16 protein-coding genes are annotated in these 15,171 nt (G+C 68.7%); 10 read left to right on the top strand and 6 right to left on the bottom strand.

Annotation, left to right across the window (positions count from 1 at the left end; translation table 11 throughout):
- Window positions 1–3: 3 nt before the first annotated feature.
- Window positions 4–774 (bottom strand): (Fe-S)-binding protein, encoded by a 771-nt coding sequence (locus tag METY_RS13740; protein ID WP_103122046.1) that lies wholly within the window; start codon window positions 772–774, stop codon window positions 4–6.
- A gap of 219 nt (window positions 775–993) precedes the next feature.
- Here METY_RS13740 and METY_RS13735 point away from each other — a divergent pair, with 219 nt between their 5' ends.
- From METY_RS13735 to METY_RS13710, 6 genes are all read left to right on the top strand, one after another.
- Window positions 994–2,439, top strand: coding sequence for an FAD-linked oxidase C-terminal domain-containing protein (locus METY_RS13735; protein ID WP_103122045.1), 1,446 nt, complete (start codon window positions 994–996; stop codon window positions 2,437–2,439).
- Complete coding sequence (locus tag METY_RS13730) at window positions 2,436–3,617, top strand: FAD-binding protein (RefSeq protein ID WP_103121963.1); 1,182 nt, start codon at window positions 2,436–2,438, stop codon at window positions 3,615–3,617. Before METY_RS13735 ends, METY_RS13730 begins: the two co-directional genes overlap by 4 nt.
- Window positions 3,607–4,215, top strand: a complete 609-nt coding sequence (locus METY_RS13725; protein WP_103121962.1) for a DUF2585 family protein — start codon at window positions 3,607–3,609, stop codon at window positions 4,213–4,215. Before METY_RS13730 ends, METY_RS13725 begins: the two co-directional genes overlap by 11 nt.
- Window positions 4,216–4,226: 11 nt before the next feature.
- Entirely contained in the window at window positions 4,227–5,564 is a 1,338-nt protein-coding gene (glcF, locus tag METY_RS13720; protein WP_103121961.1) for a glycolate oxidase subunit GlcF, read from the top strand.
- Between the two features lie 197 nt (window positions 5,565–5,761).
- Entirely contained in the window at window positions 5,762–6,481 is a 720-nt protein-coding gene (locus METY_RS13715; RefSeq protein WP_103121960.1) for a DUF2076 domain-containing protein, read from the top strand.
- Window positions 6,482–6,547: 66 nt separating this feature from the next.
- Complete coding sequence (locus tag METY_RS13710; protein WP_103121959.1) at window positions 6,548–6,736, top strand: hypothetical protein; 189 nt, start codon at window positions 6,548–6,550, stop codon at window positions 6,734–6,736.
- Window positions 6,737–6,813: 77 nt separating this feature from the next.
- On the opposite strand, the gene METY_RS13705 is transcribed toward METY_RS13710, so the two are convergent.
- The gene (locus tag METY_RS13705) at window positions 6,814–7,176 is read right to left on the bottom strand and encodes a response regulator (protein WP_103121958.1); all 363 of its coding nucleotides are present in this window, start codon (window positions 7,174–7,176) and stop codon (window positions 6,814–6,816) included.
- Between the two features lie 145 nt (window positions 7,177–7,321).
- The gene (locus tag METY_RS13700) at window positions 7,322–8,275 is read right to left on the bottom strand and encodes a L,D-transpeptidase (protein WP_103121957.1); all 954 of its coding nucleotides are present in this window, start codon (window positions 8,273–8,275) and stop codon (window positions 7,322–7,324) included.
- Between the two features lie 285 nt (window positions 8,276–8,560).
- On the opposite strand from METY_RS13700, the gene METY_RS13695 reads away from it, so the two are divergent.
- A complete protein-coding gene (locus METY_RS13695) occupies window positions 8,561–9,049 on the top strand; it encodes a GNAT family N-acetyltransferase (protein ID WP_103121956.1) in 489 nt (162 codons plus the stop codon).
- Between the two features lie 18 nt (window positions 9,050–9,067).
- Here the strand turns inward: METY_RS13695 and METY_RS13690 are convergent, their stop codons facing one another.
- The gene (locus METY_RS13690; RefSeq protein ID WP_103121955.1) at window positions 9,068–9,505 is read right to left on the bottom strand and encodes a MarR family winged helix-turn-helix transcriptional regulator; all 438 of its coding nucleotides are present in this window, start codon (window positions 9,503–9,505) and stop codon (window positions 9,068–9,070) included.
- Between the two features lie 318 nt (window positions 9,506–9,823).
- Here METY_RS13690 and groES point away from each other — a divergent pair, with 318 nt between their 5' ends.
- Entirely contained in the window at window positions 9,824–10,111 is a 288-nt protein-coding gene (groES, locus tag METY_RS13685; RefSeq protein ID WP_020186120.1) for a co-chaperone GroES, read from the top strand.
- Between the two features lie 101 nt (window positions 10,112–10,212).
- Window positions 10,213–11,859 (top strand): chaperonin GroEL, encoded by a 1,647-nt coding sequence (gene groL, locus METY_RS13680; RefSeq protein WP_103121954.1) that lies wholly within the window; start codon window positions 10,213–10,215, stop codon window positions 11,857–11,859.
- A 117-nt stretch (window positions 11,860–11,976) separates the two neighbouring features.
- On the opposite strand, the gene METY_RS13675 is transcribed toward groL, so the two are convergent.
- Window positions 11,977–12,828, bottom strand: a complete 852-nt coding sequence (locus tag METY_RS13675) for a hypothetical protein (protein WP_103121953.1) — start codon at window positions 12,826–12,828, stop codon at window positions 11,977–11,979.
- Window positions 12,829–13,318: 490 nt separating this feature from the next.
- Window positions 13,319–14,344: a L,D-transpeptidase family protein gene (locus tag METY_RS13670; RefSeq protein ID WP_244593649.1), complete on the bottom strand. Its 1,026-nt coding sequence runs from the start codon at window positions 14,342–14,344 to the stop codon at window positions 13,319–13,321.
- 263 nt (window positions 14,345–14,607) lie between these two features.
- On the opposite strand from METY_RS13670, the gene METY_RS13665 reads away from it, so the two are divergent.
- Window positions 14,608–15,150, top strand: a complete 543-nt coding sequence (locus METY_RS13665) for a hypothetical protein (protein ID WP_103121951.1) — start codon at window positions 14,608–14,610, stop codon at window positions 15,148–15,150.
- Window positions 15,151–15,171 lie beyond the last annotated feature (21 nt).

The following is a 15,171-nucleotide window of genomic DNA, read 5'->3' as shown; positions in this document are numbered from 1 at the left end:
GGATCACACCTTCTCCGCCGGCTCGCCGATCGCGGGCTCGTCGGTCATGCCGGCGAGCACCTCGGCGACGTGGCGGGCCTTCACCTCTCGCCCCTGGCGTTGGAGCTTGCCGGCCATGTTCATCAGGCAGCCGAGGTCGCCCGCGAGCAGGGTGCCGGCCTCGGAGGCCCAGACGTTCTCGGCCTTCTTGGCGACGATCGCGTCGGAGATCTCGCCGTACTTCACCGCGAAGGTGCCGCCGAAACCGCAGCACACGTCGGGATCGCGCATCTCGGAGATGGAAAGGCCGTCGACGCTCTCCAGCAGCTTTCGCGGCTGGGTCTTCACCCCGAGCTCGCGCAGGCCGGAGCAGCTGTCGTGATAGGTGACGGAGCCGTCGAACCGAGCCTCGACCGAGGTCACGCCGCGCACGTCCACAAGGAACGAGACCAGCTCGTGCACCTTCGCGGAGAACGCCGCGGCCCGCCGGGCGAGGTCGGGCTCGCCCTCGAACAGCTCAGGCACGTGCTTCTTCAACATGCCAGCGCAGGAGCCGGAGGGCGCGACCACATAGTCGACGCCCTGGAAGGCGTCCATGACCTGAAGCGCGAGCGCCCGCGAGGTCGCACGGTCGCCGGAGTTGAACGCCGGCTGGCCGCAGCAGGTCTGCGACGGGACCACGACCTCGCAGCCGGCGTCCTCGATCAGCTTCGCCGCGGCGAAGCCCACGGAGGGACGAATGAGATCGACGAGACAGGTCGCGAACAGGCCGACGCGGGGCTTCGTATCAAACATCGTCGCCACTTGAAACGACTCCAGGGACGCGAACAAATGTAAAGCGGACGAACCGGATGGCGACCATGGGCCATCGGCGGCGGCTGGCGCAAGGGCGCATGGCGGGCCTCCGAAAGTCGAACGACCCAATCCGCCTTATGGGCGCATATGAAGAAAGCGCGTTCGGCGGCCGCGGCCGGCGCGTCGACGAAGAACAGCGGCGAGGGAGACCGAACGTCCATGAGCGGCATCGCATTGCTCGCCCCAGATCCTGCGATCCTCGCCCGGCGCGACGCCATCGTCGCCGGACTGCGGGCGATCGTGCCGGGCGAGGGCGTCATCGTCTCGGAGGACGAGCGTCGGGCCTTCGAAAGCGACGCGCTTACCGCCTACCGCCGCGTGCCCATGGTGGTCGTGCTGCCGTCGACCACGAAACAGGTGGCCGAGGTGCTGGCCTTCTGCAGCCGCGAGGGCGTGCCGGTGATCCCCCGGGGCGCCGGCACCTCGCTCGCCGGCGGCGCGCTGCCGCAGGAGGACGCCGTCGTGCTCGGCGTCGCCAAGATGTCGAAGGTGCTCGACGTCGATCTCGCCAACCGCACCGTGCGCGTGCAGACCGGCGTCACCAACCTCGGCGTCTCCGCCGCCATCGCGCATGAGGGCTTCTTCTACGCCCCGGACCCGTCCTCGCAGCTCGCCTGCACGATCGCCGGCAACGTCGCGATGAACTCAGGCGGCGCGCACTGCCTGAAGTACGGCGTGACCACCAACAACCTCCTCGGCGTCACCTTCGTCACGCTTCAAGGCGAGATCGTCGAGATCGGCGGCGACGCGCTCGACGCGCCCGGCCTCGACATGCTGGGCCTGATCTGCGGCTCCGAGGGGCAGTTCGGCGTCGTCACCGAGGCGACGCTCCGCATCCTGCCGCTGGCCGAGGGCGCGCGGCCCATCCTGTTCGGCTTTCCCTCGCCCGAAGCCGCCGGCGCCTGCGTCGCGGCGGTGCTGGGCGCCGGCATCGTGCCGGTCGCGATCGAGTACATGGACAAGCTCGCGATCGACATCTGCGAGGACTTCGCCAAGGCGGGCTACCCGCGCGACGTCGGCGCCATGCTGATTGTTGAGGTCGAGGGCTCCGCCGCCGAGATCGACGAGCAGCTCGCCCGCATCGGCGCGATCGCCGAGACGCACGGCGCGACCTACGCGCGGCAGGCCAAGACGCCGGCCGAAGCCGCCGCGATCTGGAAAGGCCGCAAGTCCGCCTTCGGCGCCATGGGCCGCGTGTCGGACTACATCTGCATGGACGGCACCATCCCGACTGGAAAGCTGCCCGAGGTGCTCACCCGCATCGGCGAGATCTGCGAGGCCCAGGGGCTCAAGGTCGCCAACATCTTCCACGCCGGCGACGGCAACCTGCATCCGCTGGTGCTCTACGACATGAACGACCCTGTTTCGCTCTCAAAGGCCGAAAAGGCAGGCGAGGACATCCTCCTCGCCTGCGTGGAGGCCGGCGGGTGCCTCACCGGCGAGCACGGCGTCGGCATCGAGAAGCGCGACCTGATGACGGCGCAGTTCACCCGCATCGAGCTGATGCAGCAGATGCGCGTGAAGTCGGTCTTCGATCCCGCCTGGCTGCTTAACCCCGCCAAGGTGTTCCCGCTGGAGAACCGCATCGCGAAGGCGGCGGCGTGAGCGAGACCGTCTCTCCCTTCGACGAAGCCGGCATCGAGGCGACCATCCGCGAGGCCGTCGACGCCAAGACGCCCATCCTCATCCGCGGCGCCGGCAGCCGTTCGGGGCTGGGGCGGCCGGTGCAGGCAGGGATCACGCTCTCCACCGAGCGCCTCACCGGCGTCACGCTGCTGGAGCCGTCGGAACTTGTGGTCTCGGCCAAGGCCGGCACCCCGGTTGCGGAGGTCGAGGCGGAGCTCGCCCGCGTGGGCCAGCGGTTGGCGTTCGAGCCTCTGGACCACCGGGCGCTCTATGGAACGGCGTCGGAGCCCACGATCGGCGGGCTTGTCGCGACCAACGCGTCGGGCCCGCGGCGCGTCATCGCCGGCGCGGCGCGCGACGCGCTCATCGGCGTGCGGCTGACGACGGGCCGCGCCGAGACCATCCGCTCCGGCGGCCGGGTCATGAAGAACGTTACGGGCTACGACCTCGTGAAGTTCGCCTGCGGCTCCCACGGCGTGCTCGGCGTCGTCACCGAAGCGACCTTCAAGACGCTGCCGATCGCCGAGACCGAGGCGACGCTGGTGCTCGAAGGGCTCGACGACGCCCATGGCGTGGCGGCGCTCTGCGCGGCGATGGGGACGCCGTTCGAGGTGTCCGGCGCGGCGCATCTGCCGGCGCTGAACGGCGCGCCGTCGCGCACCTGCCTGAGGCTCGAGAACTTCGAGAGCCAGGTGGCCTATCGCGCCGGACAGCTTGCCAGCCGGCTCAAAAGTTTTGGGACGGCGTCCCGGCTCGACGCCGATGCGTCGCGCGCGCTCTGGCGCGAGATCGGCGCGGCCGCGTCGCTGCTCGGATCACCTGAGCGGGCGGTATGGCGCATCTCGGTCGCGCCGACGCGGGGGCCTGCCGTCGTCGCGAGGCTGGGACCGCTCGCCGAAGCTCATGTCTATGACTGGAGCGGCGGGCTGATCTGGGTCGCGACCTCGGCGGCGGGCGACGCCGGCGCGTCGACGCTCCGCCCGATCGTGCGCGAGGCGCGCGGTCACGCGACGCTGGTGCGCGCCCCGGAGGCGGTGCGGGCCGCCGTCGACGTGTTCGAGCCTGAGGCGCCCGCGCTGGCGCGCCTCACCGCCGGCCTCAGGGCGAGCTTCGATCCCGCCGGCGTGCTGAATCCGGGGCGGATGCATGCCCGCTGAAGCGAGCGTCCCGACGCGAGCGGCAGGCTTCAGCGCCGTTCGGGCCGGCGTCGCGATCGCGCTGGTCGCGGGGTTTGCGGCGACGCTGCTCGCCATGGGCCGGCCGGCGATCTGCCCCTGCGGGACGGTCGAACTCTGGCACGGCGCGGCGAACGACGCCGGCACCTCCCAGCACGTCGCGGACTGGTACTCGCTCAGCCACGTGATCCACGGCTTCCTGTTCTACGGGCTGGCCGTTCTTGTCGGCCGCCTGCGCGGACGGCCGCTCGCCCTCATGACGGCGCTCGTCGCGGCCGTCGCGGTCGAGGGGCTTTGGGAGCTGCTGGAGAACTCGCCGATCATCATCGAGCGCTACCGCGAGGGGACCGTCTCCGACGCCTTCGCCGGCGACAGCGTGCTGAACTCGATCGCAGACATCGGCTTCATGGCGCTCGGCTTCACGATCGCGCGGCTCGCGCCTACCTGGACGATCGTCGTCGCCGCCCTCGCGATGGAGCTGATCGCGCTCTATGTGATCCGCGACAACCTCACCCTCAACGTCATCATGATCCTGCACCCGATCGACGCGATCCGGGATTGGCAGGCGATGCGCGGTTAAGGCCTACACGCATGCAAACCTCCTTCGCCCCCGAGCGCCTGAGCGCGGATCCGCAGCTCGCCTCGTCCGAGAAGATCCTGCGCACCTGCGTGCACTGCGGGTTCTGCACCGCGACCTGCCCCACCTACGTGCTGCTGGGGGACGAGCTCGATTCCCCGCGCGGCCGGATCTACCTGATCAAGGAGATGCTGGAGGCGGACAAGCCGGCGACCGAGGAGGTCGTGCGCCATGTGGACCGCTGTCTTTCCTGCCTCTCTTGCATGACGACGTGCCCGTCCGGCGTGAACTACATGCATCTCGTCGACCACGCCCGCGCGCACATCGAGAAGACCTACCGGCGCCCCTTGCCCGACCGCGTCCTGCGCGCGGTGCTGGCGGCCGTGCTGCCCTATCCCGGCCGGTTCCGGCTGGCGCTCGCAGGCGCCGTCTTCGCCAAGCCCTTTGCGGCGCTGCTTGCGCGCGTTCCCGGCCTGAAAAGCGTCAGCGCGATGCTGGCGCTTGCGCCGGCGACGTCCGAGCCGCGGTCGGCCTATGAGGGGCCCGGCGTGTTTCCGGCGGCGGGCGAGCGAAAGGCGCGCGTCGTCCTGCTGCAGGGCTGCGCCCAGCAGGTGCTGGAGCCCTCGATCAACGACGCGACGATCCGCCTGCTCACCCGCTTCGGCGTCGAGGTGGTGCACGTCGAAGGCGAGGGGTGCTGCGGCTCGCTGGTCCACCACATGGGCCGCGAAGAGGAGAGCCTCGTGAGCGCGCGGCGCAACGTCGACGCCTGGACGAAGACGATCGAGGCCGGCGGCCTCGACGCGATCGTGGTGACCACCTCGGGCTGCGGCACCACGATCAAGGACTACGGCTTCATGCTGCGCGAGGATCCGGCCTACGCCGAGAAGGCCGCGCGGGTGTCGGCGCTCGCCAAGGACATCTCCGAGGTGCTCGCCACGCTGCCGCTGACGCCCGTGCGCGAGACGGGCCAGACGGTCGCCTACCATGCGGCCTGCTCGATCCAGCATGGCCAGCAGATCAAGGAGGAGCCGAAGGACGTGCTGCGCGCGCTCGGCTTCGTGGTGAAGGAGCCGGCGGAGGGGCACCTCTGCTGCGGCTCGGCTGGCACCTACAACATTCTCCAGCCCGAGATCGCGACGCGCTTGCGCGACCGAAAAGCCGCAAACCTCGCCCGCACCGGCGCGGATGTGATCGCCGCCGGCAACATCGGATGCCTCACCCAGATCCGCTCCGGCCTGCCGACGCCCTGCGTCCACACGGTGGAGCTCGCGGACTGGGCGACCGGCGGTCCGCTGCCGGCGCCGCTGCACGGCAGGGGCTTCGAGCGGCGGCCGGAGGCGGCGGCTTAGGCGCGTCTCAGCCCGCTCGTCCTGTTCTATTGGGAGCTCGATTTCCGTGTCGGACCCGCGCGCGGGCCGACCTGCGACAAGGCGCCGCCTAGGATCGGCGCTTCGTCAAACAATCGACACGACGAAAACTGGAACCCGCCACAACCAATCACCAGCTTCGGCGTTGTTGGGGTTTGGGATCTCGGGAGGGTTCCGCCATGAACGCCGAAGAACGCAAGCTGATCGCCGACCTGTTCGACCGGGTCAGGAGCGCTGAGACGGCCTACCGCGATCCTGAGGCCGAAGCCTTCATCGCCGAGCAGGTCGCGCGTCAGCCGCACGCGCCCTACGCCATGGCGCAGACCATCGTGATGCAAAACCAGGGCCTCGAAGCCGCCCAGCGCAGGATCGAGGCGCTGGAGCGCGAGCTGGAGGCGGCGCAGCCGGAGCCCGAGCGCGCCGCGCCCTCGCCTTGGGGGCCCCGCGCTGCGGCGGCCACCGGCGGCGGCCTCTTCGGCGGCCTGTTCGGCGGCGGAGACCGTGCGCGCGAGTCGGAGCCGCTCAACTACGGCCAGCGCCCCGCTTACGACCGCCAGCCCTATGCCCAGCCGGGCTATGGCCGGGATCCTTACGCTCAGCCGGGTCTCGGACAGCAGGCCCAGCCGTCGCGCGGCGGCGGCTTTCTGAGCGGGGCGCTGCAGACGGCGGCCGGCGTCGCCGGCGGTGCGCTGCTGTTCTCAGGGATCCAGTCGATGTTCGGCGGCCACGAGGCGCAGGCCGCCGCAGCGGAGCCCGCCAAGATCGCGGAGACGCCGACGTCGGACGCAACCGCTGACGACCACGCCTCGAACGCCGACGGTGGGGGGTGGTTTTCTGGGATGACCGGCGCGGACGACGCTGGCGCCGGGGACGATTTCTCCGACGACGACTGGGCCTGACCCAACCGATTGCTGAGGGGCATCACCGCGACCGGCGCCGCCGGTCGCCATTACAGGAGTTCAGCCATGGCCGCTGAACGTGATTTCGACACTCTGACCATCATCCGGCCATCCCACCTCGACGGCGCCGAGCCGCAGCGCGCCGTCGCGGCCTCGCCGGAGACCGATCTCGACGACGGCGAAACCGAGGTGGAGGATTCCGGAACCGGCTCGTTCCTCGACCGGTTCGTTCCGCCGACGTCCGGCCGCCGCTGACCAGTCCCGGGCGGACGTCAATAAAAACCCCGCACGGCTGACCGTGCGGGGTTTTTGAATGCGTTAGGACGCGCCGCTTACGGGTGGCGGCGGCCGCCCGCGGCGGAGGCGACGATGCTCTCGATCGCCCGCTGCGTGTAGGGCTTGGGGATGAAGGCGACGTCCCGCAGCGTCTCGGGACAGTCGTCCTGCATCGCGCCGGAGACGAAGGCGAAGGGCAGCTTGCTGCTGCGCAGGCTCTCCGCGAACTCGTAGGACTTGCCGTCCACCACGTCGATGTCGAGCAGCGCGAGGTCGAAGCCGCCCGTCAGCGCCTTGCGCGCCTGCGCAATCGAGCGGCAGGCGGTCACTTCGGCGTCGGTCCAGCAGCACACGATCGTCTCGAGATCGAGGGCGAGGATAGCGTCGTCTTCAAGGATGAGAACGCGAAAGGGCGCCATGACAGGTACTCCGGCGGTACAAAGCTCCCGCACCAAACGCGCGACGGGCCATTCGGTTTCATGGTCGACCGAACGTAAATGGCCGATGCCGTTTTTTTCCGACATCGGCCGCAACTTAATGTTTTCTAAAGGTTATTGAGCCCGGTCAGATCACCTTGACGGTGGTGCCGACACCCACCCGATCATAGAGGTCGGTCACGTCCTCGTTGGTCATCCGGATGCACCCCGAGGAGACGGCGTGGCCGATCGTCCAAGGCTCGTTGGAGCCGTGGATGCGATAGAGCGTCGAGCCGAGGTAGAGCGCGCGGGCGCCCAGCGGGTTGTTCGGTCCGCCGGCCATGAACACCGGGAGCTCCGGCCGACGCTGGCGCATCTCCGCCGGCGGGCGCCAATCCGGCCATTCCTTCTTCTGCGAGATCGTCTCCGTGCCCCTCCAGCCGAAGCCTTCCTTGCCCACGCCGACGCCGTAGCGGACCGCCGTGCCGTCGGCCTGCACGAGGTAGAGGTAGCGGCTCTTGGTGTCGATCAGGATTGAGCCCGCCGGCTCCGGCCCATTGAACGGCACCGTCGTGCGGGCGAACTTCGGGTCGACGCTGCGGCGGACCGCGCTTCCGGCGCCGGCGGCCGAAGGCGGCCCGGCGAGCCGCTGGCGCGGAGCCACGTAGCGCGGATTGTCCTCCGCGTAGGGATCGTTGAAATCGTCGTCGAGGTAGTCGTAGCGCTGGTAGGTGGGCGCGCGGACCGCCCGGCGTTCGCCATAGCGGTCGTAGCCGCCGTCGAGCGCCATCCGACCGCGGCGCGTTTCCGCCTCCCGCTCGCGCTGCGTCGGCACCCGGCGGACGCGATAGGACGGCGCGTCGTCGTCCCCGAAGATCTCCTCGATGAAGCCGCCGCCGAGGTTGCGGCGCGACTCCATCGGGCGAACGTAGCGCGGGGCTTCGTCGTCGTAGTAGCGGCGCTCGATCACGACGCTGCGCTCGCCCCGCGGCACGTAGTCCGGGGCTTCGATCACGCGGGACTGGGCGAGGGCCGGGGCGGCGGGAGCCACGCCGAGCGCCCCGAAAGCGACGGCGAGCGACGCTGCTGTGCGGGAGAACACGGGACTTCTACTCCTCGAAAGATGGCGGCGGCCTTCTGCCGGCCCGCCTTCGACGGGCATTACAGGCACAAACCGCCTTACGCGACGTGAACGAGTCCGTGAGACTTCGGGCCGAACCATGGCGAAACCAGTCCCGGCGTCGTTCGCCTCGCACAAAAGTGCGCGGTGGAAGAGACATACGCGCCGAGCGCGCCCGACCTGCGGCTCGCCTTGTGAGCGCCGACGCCCCATGACAGAACGGCCGCGGGTCGATCCGCGGCCGAACGCAGGGAACGACGAGGGTCTATGACGGACGTGCTGATCCGCGAGGCGACCGACGCCGATGGGCCGGCGCTCGGCGATTTGATCGCGAGCGTCTTCGCCGAACTCGAGGGCAAGGCCTTCGACGCCGAGGCGATACCGGGGCTCGACCGGCCGGCCAGTTATTACGCCGAGCGCGGCGGCCGGATGTGGGTCATGGCGTCGGGCGAGGCGATCCTCGGCGCCTTGGCGCTCGAGGCGCATCACCGGCCGAACGAGTTCGAGATCGACAAGCTTTACTTCGCGAAAGAAACGCGGGGGCAGGGCTTCGCCGCTGCGCTCCTCGCCGGGGCGGAAGCCTTCGCGGCCGCGTCCGGCGGGGGGCGGCTGTCCCTGTGGATGGATTCCCGCTTCGAAGAAGGCCGCGCGTTCTGCGAGCGCCACGGCTTCCTGCGGCTACCAGGCGTGAGGGCACTGCACGACGCCAACGGCACGCTTCAGCATCACTACGCGCGGGACGTCGCCGAGCTTTGAAACGAACGCGGCCCGCCGTCAGCTCACGGCGCGGCGGAGCTCGCCCAGTCGGCGCCGCGTCACCTGCCAGGAGCCGAAGCCGAGCCGCGATTCCATCTGGTCCTGCGCGGAGCGCCAAAGCGGGAGCGCGGCGTCGAGCGCGGCGCGGCCCTGCGGGGTCAGCGTAGGCTTCTGGCGACCGTTCGCCCCCTTCAACGGGGCGACGAAGCCGTCCTTGCGCAGCAGCTGCAGGTTTCGCACGAGCGTGGTGCGCTCGATCTCCAGACGGTCGGCGAGATCGGTGATCGATCCAGCCTCATCCGCCTCGATCGCGGCGAGCAACACAAACTGGGTGCCCTTCAGCCCCGCGGGGCGCAAGGCGTCGTCGTAGAACCGCGTCACCGCTCGCGCCGCCATGCGCGTGTGCGAGCAGGCGCAGAGATTGTGGATATCCAGAATCTGTTCGCGTGTCGCCATGCCGTGAGGATCATCCGAAAGCCTTGGAGAATCAAGCCGTCGGCGCGTCGCCGGTGGCGGTCGCTTCTCCCTGACGCGGCCGCTCGTCGGCCCCAGCTCAGGCGCTCGGCGCGGAGCCGGCCCACCCCTCGGCGCGAGACCCGATTTTTTGCATGGCGGCTGCGCGTCCTGGCCTTGACACGCCTAGAGACCGTTCGTATCTCGCAGCCCGTTGGCACTCCCCGTATAAGAGTGCTAACAACGGGAACGCACGGCGTCCCGTGTCAGCTTTTATGGATCGCGAAGCGTCTGCGCACGCGCTCGAGAGGATATTCACCCATGGCATTTCGTCCGCTGCACGACCGCGTGGTCGTCCGCCGCCTGACCGCCGAAGAGAAGAGCAAGGGCGGCATCATCATCCCGGATACCGCCAAGGAAAAGCCGCAGGAAGGCGAAGTCGTCGCCGTGGGCCCCGGCGCCCGTGACGAGGCCGGCAAGGTGGTGACGCTCGACGTGAAGTCCGGCGACAAGATCCTGTTCGGCAAATGGTCGGGCACCGAGGTCAAGATCGACGGCGAAGACCTGCTCATCATGAAGGAGTCGGACATCCTCGGCGTCATCGCCTGAGGTTGCCGGCTTTTATCTATCCGCCCGGCGAGGCCTGACGCGCGTCCGCGCGTCGCGGCGAGCGGGGACGTCCTGAAACATTCGCTCAAAGGAGCAATCACATGGCTGCGAAAGACGTACGTTTTTCCGCTGACGCTCGCGACAAGATGCTGCGCGGCGTCGACATTCTCGCCAACGCGGTGAAGGTCACGCTCGGCCCCAAGGGTCGTAACGTCGTGATCGAGAAGTCCTTCGGCGCTCCGCGCATCACCAAGGACGGCGTGACCGTCGCGAAGGAAATCGAGCTCGAGGACAAGTTCGAGAACATGGGCGCGCAGATGGTGCGCGAAGTGGCCTCGAAGACCAACGACCTCGCCGGCGACGGCACCACCACTGCGACCGTGCTCGCCCAGGCGATCGTCCGCGAGGGCGCCAAGTCGGTGGCCGCCGGCATGAACCCGATGGATCTCAAGCGCGGCGTCGATCTCGCCGTCTCGAAGGTCATCGAGCACCTCAAGGCTTCGTCCAAGAAGATCGCCACCTCCGCCGAGGTCGCGCAGGTCGGCACGATCTCCGCGAACGGCGACAAGGAAGTGGGCGAGATGATCGCTCACGCCATGCAGAAGGTCGGCAACGAGGGCGTCATCACGGTTGAGGAAGCCAAGAGCTTCGAGACCGAGCTCGAAGTCGTCGAGGGCATGCAGTTCGACCGCGGCTACCTCAGCCCCTACTTCATCACCAACGCCGAGAAGATGATCGCGGACCTCGAGGACCCCTACATCCTCATCCACGAGAAGAAGCTCTCCGGCCTGCAGGCGATCCTGCCGGTGCTCGAGTCGGTCGTGCAGTCGGGCAAGCCGCTCGTCATCATCGCCGAGGACATCGAGGGCGAGGCGCTTGCCACCCTCGTCGTGAACAAGCTCCGTGGCGGCCTCAAGGTCGCGGCTGTGAAGGCTCCGGGCTTCGGCGATCGCCGCAAGGCGATGCTCGAGGACATCGCGATCCTGACCAACGGTCAGGTCATCTCCGAGGACCTCGGCATCAAGCTCGAGAACGTGACCCTCGACATGCTCGGCCGCGCCAAGAAGGTGACGCTCGAGAAGGAGAAGACCACGATCGTCGACGGCGCTGGCGAGAAGGACGCGATCGAGGGCCGCGTCGCCCAGATCAAGGCCCAGATCGAAGAGACCACCTCCGACTACGACCGTGAGAAGCTCCAGGAGCGTCTCGCCAAGCTCGCTGGCGGCGTCGCGGTCATCCGCGTCGGCGGCGCGACCGAGATCGAAGTCAAGGAGAAGAAGGACCGCATCGACGACGCCCTCAACGCCACCCGCGCGGCGGTCGAGGAAGGCATCGTGCCGGGCGGCGGCGTCGCCCTGCTGCGCGCCAAGACCTCGATCCGCGACATCAAGAACGACAACCCGGACATCCAGGCCGGCTTCAACATCGTTCTGAAGGCGCTTGAGGCTCCGATCCGTCAGATCGCCGCCAACGCGGGCGTCGAAGGTTCGATCGTCGTCGGCAAGCTGCTCGAGACCGACAACGCGACGTCGGGCTTCAACGCCCAGACGGAAGAGTACGTCGACATGATCCAGGCTGGCATCGTGGACCCGACCAAGGTCGTGCGCACCGCCCTCCAGGACGCGGCGTCGGTCGCGGCTCTGCTCATCACCACCGAGGCGATGATCGCCGAGCTTCCGAAGAAGGACAGCGGCGGCGGCATGCCGGGCGGCATGGGCGGCGGCGGCATGGGCGGCATGGACTTCTGAGGACGTCCGCTCCATCTGAACGCTGAACTGAGAGAGGCCCCGGAGCGATCCGGGGCCTCTCTTGTTTCAAGGGTGGCTGCGGGGGCGACCAGGCGCGTTGCGCGACCCTCTTACTTCTCAGCGGGCCGAGGCGGATTTGCCCGTGGCGACGTCAGTGACGGACCCGTCCTCAAGGCTGATGCGGTAGATCTCCCTCACGACATTGCCGGAAAACTGAAGCTCCACGATCGACACCGTCTTCAGCGTCACGGGAAACCCGTCGGGAAGGACCGTGTTGAACTCCGCCGCCAGCGCGTCCATCGGCGCCTGGAACTTGGCGAAGGGCTCCATGCTGTAGACAAGCGTGTTGTGGGGGTTGTGGGACGTGGTCGCCTTGCCGTCCTTCATGACGTTGACGCCGCTGACCCCGACCGTCTTCACCAGTTCTTTCCCGGCGTCGCCCATGGCCGCGTAGACCGGTCCGGTGACGCGCGGCAGCGGGCCGTCGCGCAGGGGAGCCAAGGCCGCGGTGGCGACCACGTTGTAGGCCATCATGTCGTCGTAGCCCTTGCCCTCTTTGACCACGCCGAGATCGAGCCACCACGGACGGCCCGCGCCCTTTGCGGCTTCGGTCGTGTAGAACTTCTTCATGGTGATCGCGAGCGGCGCCGGCGGCTTCGGCAGCGCCTTCAGCATCGCCGCCGGCGTTGCAGGGTCGGCGTTGTGTATGTGCACGACTGTGATGTGGGGAATGTTCTTAAGCTCGGCTTCCGCCGAGAGGCCAAGCGCGACGAGCCTGTCCTTCAGCGGGCCGCGGATCTTGGCGTCGAGACGGTCGTTGGCGTCCTTCGGCAGGACATAGACGAGCCCGTAGGTCGCCGTGTGCGGTCGAAATTCCGCCTGCCCGATCGAGGAGTTGTCGATTTCGGCGGCGGGCGCCGCCGTCGCGGCGGCGAGGAAGCCAAGGGCGGCGGCGATGTGTCTGATCATGGCGGGCTCGATGGCGTGAGGACGTGGAGATCGCGGGCGATTTGCGGCGCATGGCGCGCCGCACGGCCGCCTGAGCACGGATCGTGCCCAGAACGCTGCTCCTCGCGATCGCATGCGCAAGCTGCGTGACAGCGCAGCCTCGCGCTGGGCGGCGAAAACCCGACGCCCGAAGTCCGGAGACCGGTTAACCCGATTATTCCAAACCTTTTTTCGCCTCCGGCTTCGCCGCGGCCCGTGTCGCCTCATCATGATCACGATTGCGTGCGGACATCGACTGGCGTCTCCCGTCGCGCTCTGGCGCGCTTGATCCGGATCCTCGCTCGGGTCAGCAAGTCTGCCGCCGAGGCGCCGCGCGGCGTGATTTTTGCCGCAACGCGGCGCGGCGGTGGATTTCGTCGCGGACCGATCGGCCGCCGGTCGATCGGAGCCAACCGGCCGCTCGCGACCTGCCGGTTGGAAAGCGCGCGAAGTCTAGCAAAGGCGTTTGGCCTCAGTCGACGAACTCCACCTCGGTCACCTTCGGTTCGATCATCCGCGCGAGCTCCGCCGCGTCCCAGTTCGTCAGCCGCACGCAGCCGTGGCTCGCGGTCTTGCTGATCTGCGAGGGCTCGGGCGTCCCGTGGATGCCGTAGGTCGGCTTCGACAGGTCGATCCACATCGAGCCGACCGGGCCGTTGGGCCCGGGGGGCAGAGTGAGCTTTCGCTTGTTCTTGCCCTGCTGGAAGTTCTTCTTGGGGTCGTAGATGTAATGCGGATCGGGGAAGGCGCCGTTGATCGTCATCCTGCCCTCGGGCGAGGGCGTGTCGGGGGACCCGATCGTCGCCGGCGCGATCATGAGGATCTTGTCGGCGTCGTCGTAGGCGCGCAGCTCCCCAAGCTTCTTGTCGACGGTGACGCGTCGCACCGTTCCCTCCGCGAACCCGCCGACGTCCGCCACCTGGATCGTGACGCCCGCGGTCTTGAAGTCGACGCCCGGATTGAGGGCGCGGAGCAGCGGCGGGTCCATGTGGAAGCGTTCCGACAACATCTCCACCGCATCGCGATACCCAAGCCACTTGAGCTTCGCGAGCTTGGCGTAGTCGGCCGGCAGCTTCTCCTCGTAGCGGCCGTTCACGTCCTCGGAATAGATGACATAGGGCTTCAGCGCCGGGGCCTTGTCGGCGGAGAGCGCGGCCCAGACCTCCGGGTCGAGGCCGCCGTCGATCGGCATCCCGCGCATCTCGCGGAACGCGCGCACGGCCTTCTTGAAGTTGTCGCCGTCGCGTCCGTCGATCACCCCGGGGGAGGCGTGAGCGCGGTCCAGCAGCACCTGGGCGCGGACGAGGAACGGGTCGGCGCCGTCCTCCGCCTTCGGGAGCTTTGCGAGGCGGTCGCGGGCGGCGGCCTTGTCCTTCTTCTTGCGCGCCTTCCCGACGGCCTCCGTGGCGGTCTTGCGTTCGGCTTCCGCCTTGGCGCGCGCGTCCGAGCGCGCCCGCCAGCCTTCGAAATCGGCGGAGTCGACGGCCTGACTCGTCAACTCCGTGAGGGGCGGCGGCGCGGGACGGGGCTCCGCGGCCGCGGCGCTCCAGGACAAGAGAAGACCGAGCGCTACGGCCGCGCATTTTGAAACCACGCTCATGAAAACCGACCTTCGCTGACGACGCGAAGCGACAACGCGCGAGCCGTCGCATCGCTCCATCGCCCAAATCGGCGTCTTTTCTCGCGTTCAAAACGAACGTTTCCTCCTCACCCGCCGACGCGCGCGCTATGTGCAGGGATATGCGTCGCAGGAAGCCTGTCATGAAGTTCGGAACGGCCGTCGCGATCTGGGGCCTGCTTGCGGCGACCGCGGCTGCGGCGGATCCCATGCGTGACGAGGCCACCGGCCTGGCGATCGATGCGCCGGCGGGCTACGTCGCGGAGAAGATCGACGGGGGCGCGCGCTACGCCGCCTCGTTCGCGATCAGGAAGGGCGACGGCGCGGAGCCCGGCTGCCGGGTCGGCTTCCAGGCCGCGCCTCAGAACGCCGGCCTGTCGCAGGCCGAGATCAACGCCTTCACCGCGAAGTCGGAGTGGAGCGATCTGATCAAGGCGACGCTGGCGCTCTATTACGACGTCATCAGCGTCGCGCCCTTCGAGCAGGGCGGGCTGGCGGGATCGGCCGTCGTCGGCGACGTGAAGGCCGCGGACGGCCAGCCCGCGCCGGACGCGCGCTCCTATTTCGTGCTGGTCGATACGCCGAAGGGGCGCACCACGGTGGTCTGCGTCGCCGACAAGGCGGCGTTCGACGCGCGCCGCGCCGAGTTCGAGGCGGTGGCGCGCTCGGTCCAGCCGCCGCGGTGACGGCGACGTGAGACACGAACC

Source organism: Methylopila sp. Yamaguchi (assembly GCF_002897035.1).
Lineage (GTDB): Bacteria > Pseudomonadota > Alphaproteobacteria > Rhizobiales > Methylopilaceae > Methylopila.
This window is presented reverse-complemented; position numbering and strand designations above follow the sequence as displayed.

Excerpts from the sequence above, each read along its gene's own strand:
- METY_RS13740 (WP_103122046.1), bottom strand. The coding sequence starts at position 774 with ATGTTTGATACGAAGCCCCGCGTCGGCCTGTTCGCGACCTGTCTCGTC.
- METY_RS13735 (WP_103122045.1), top strand. The coding sequence starts at position 994 with ATGAGCGGCATCGCATTGCTCGCCCCAGATCCTGCGATCCTCGCCCGG.
- METY_RS13725 (WP_103121962.1), top strand. The coding sequence starts at position 3,607 with ATGCCCGCTGAAGCGAGCGTCCCGACGCGAGCGGCAGGCTTCAGCGCC.
- glcF (WP_103121961.1), top strand. The coding sequence starts at position 4,227 with ATGCAAACCTCCTTCGCCCCCGAGCGCCTGAGCGCGGATCCGCAGCTC.
- METY_RS13715 (WP_103121960.1), top strand. The coding sequence starts at position 5,762 with ATGAACGCCGAAGAACGCAAGCTGATCGCCGACCTGTTCGACCGGGTC.
- METY_RS13710 (WP_103121959.1), top strand. The coding sequence starts at position 6,548 with ATGGCCGCTGAACGTGATTTCGACACTCTGACCATCATCCGGCCATCC.
- METY_RS13705 (WP_103121958.1), bottom strand. The coding sequence starts at position 7,176 with ATGGCGCCCTTTCGCGTTCTCATCCTTGAAGACGACGCTATCCTCGCC.
- METY_RS13695 (WP_103121956.1), top strand. The coding sequence starts at position 8,561 with ATGACGGACGTGCTGATCCGCGAGGCGACCGACGCCGATGGGCCGGCG.
- METY_RS13690 (WP_103121955.1), bottom strand. The coding sequence starts at position 9,505 with ATGGCGACACGCGAACAGATTCTGGATATCCACAATCTCTGCGCCTGC.
- groES (WP_020186120.1), top strand. The coding sequence starts at position 9,824 with ATGGCATTTCGTCCGCTGCACGACCGCGTGGTCGTCCGCCGCCTGACC.
- groL (WP_103121954.1), top strand. The coding sequence starts at position 10,213 with ATGGCTGCGAAAGACGTACGTTTTTCCGCTGACGCTCGCGACAAGATG.
- METY_RS13675 (WP_103121953.1), bottom strand. The coding sequence starts at position 12,828 with ATGATCAGACACATCGCCGCCGCCCTTGGCTTCCTCGCCGCCGCGACG.
- METY_RS13665 (WP_103121951.1), top strand. The coding sequence starts at position 14,608 with ATGAAGTTCGGAACGGCCGTCGCGATCTGGGGCCTGCTTGCGGCGACC.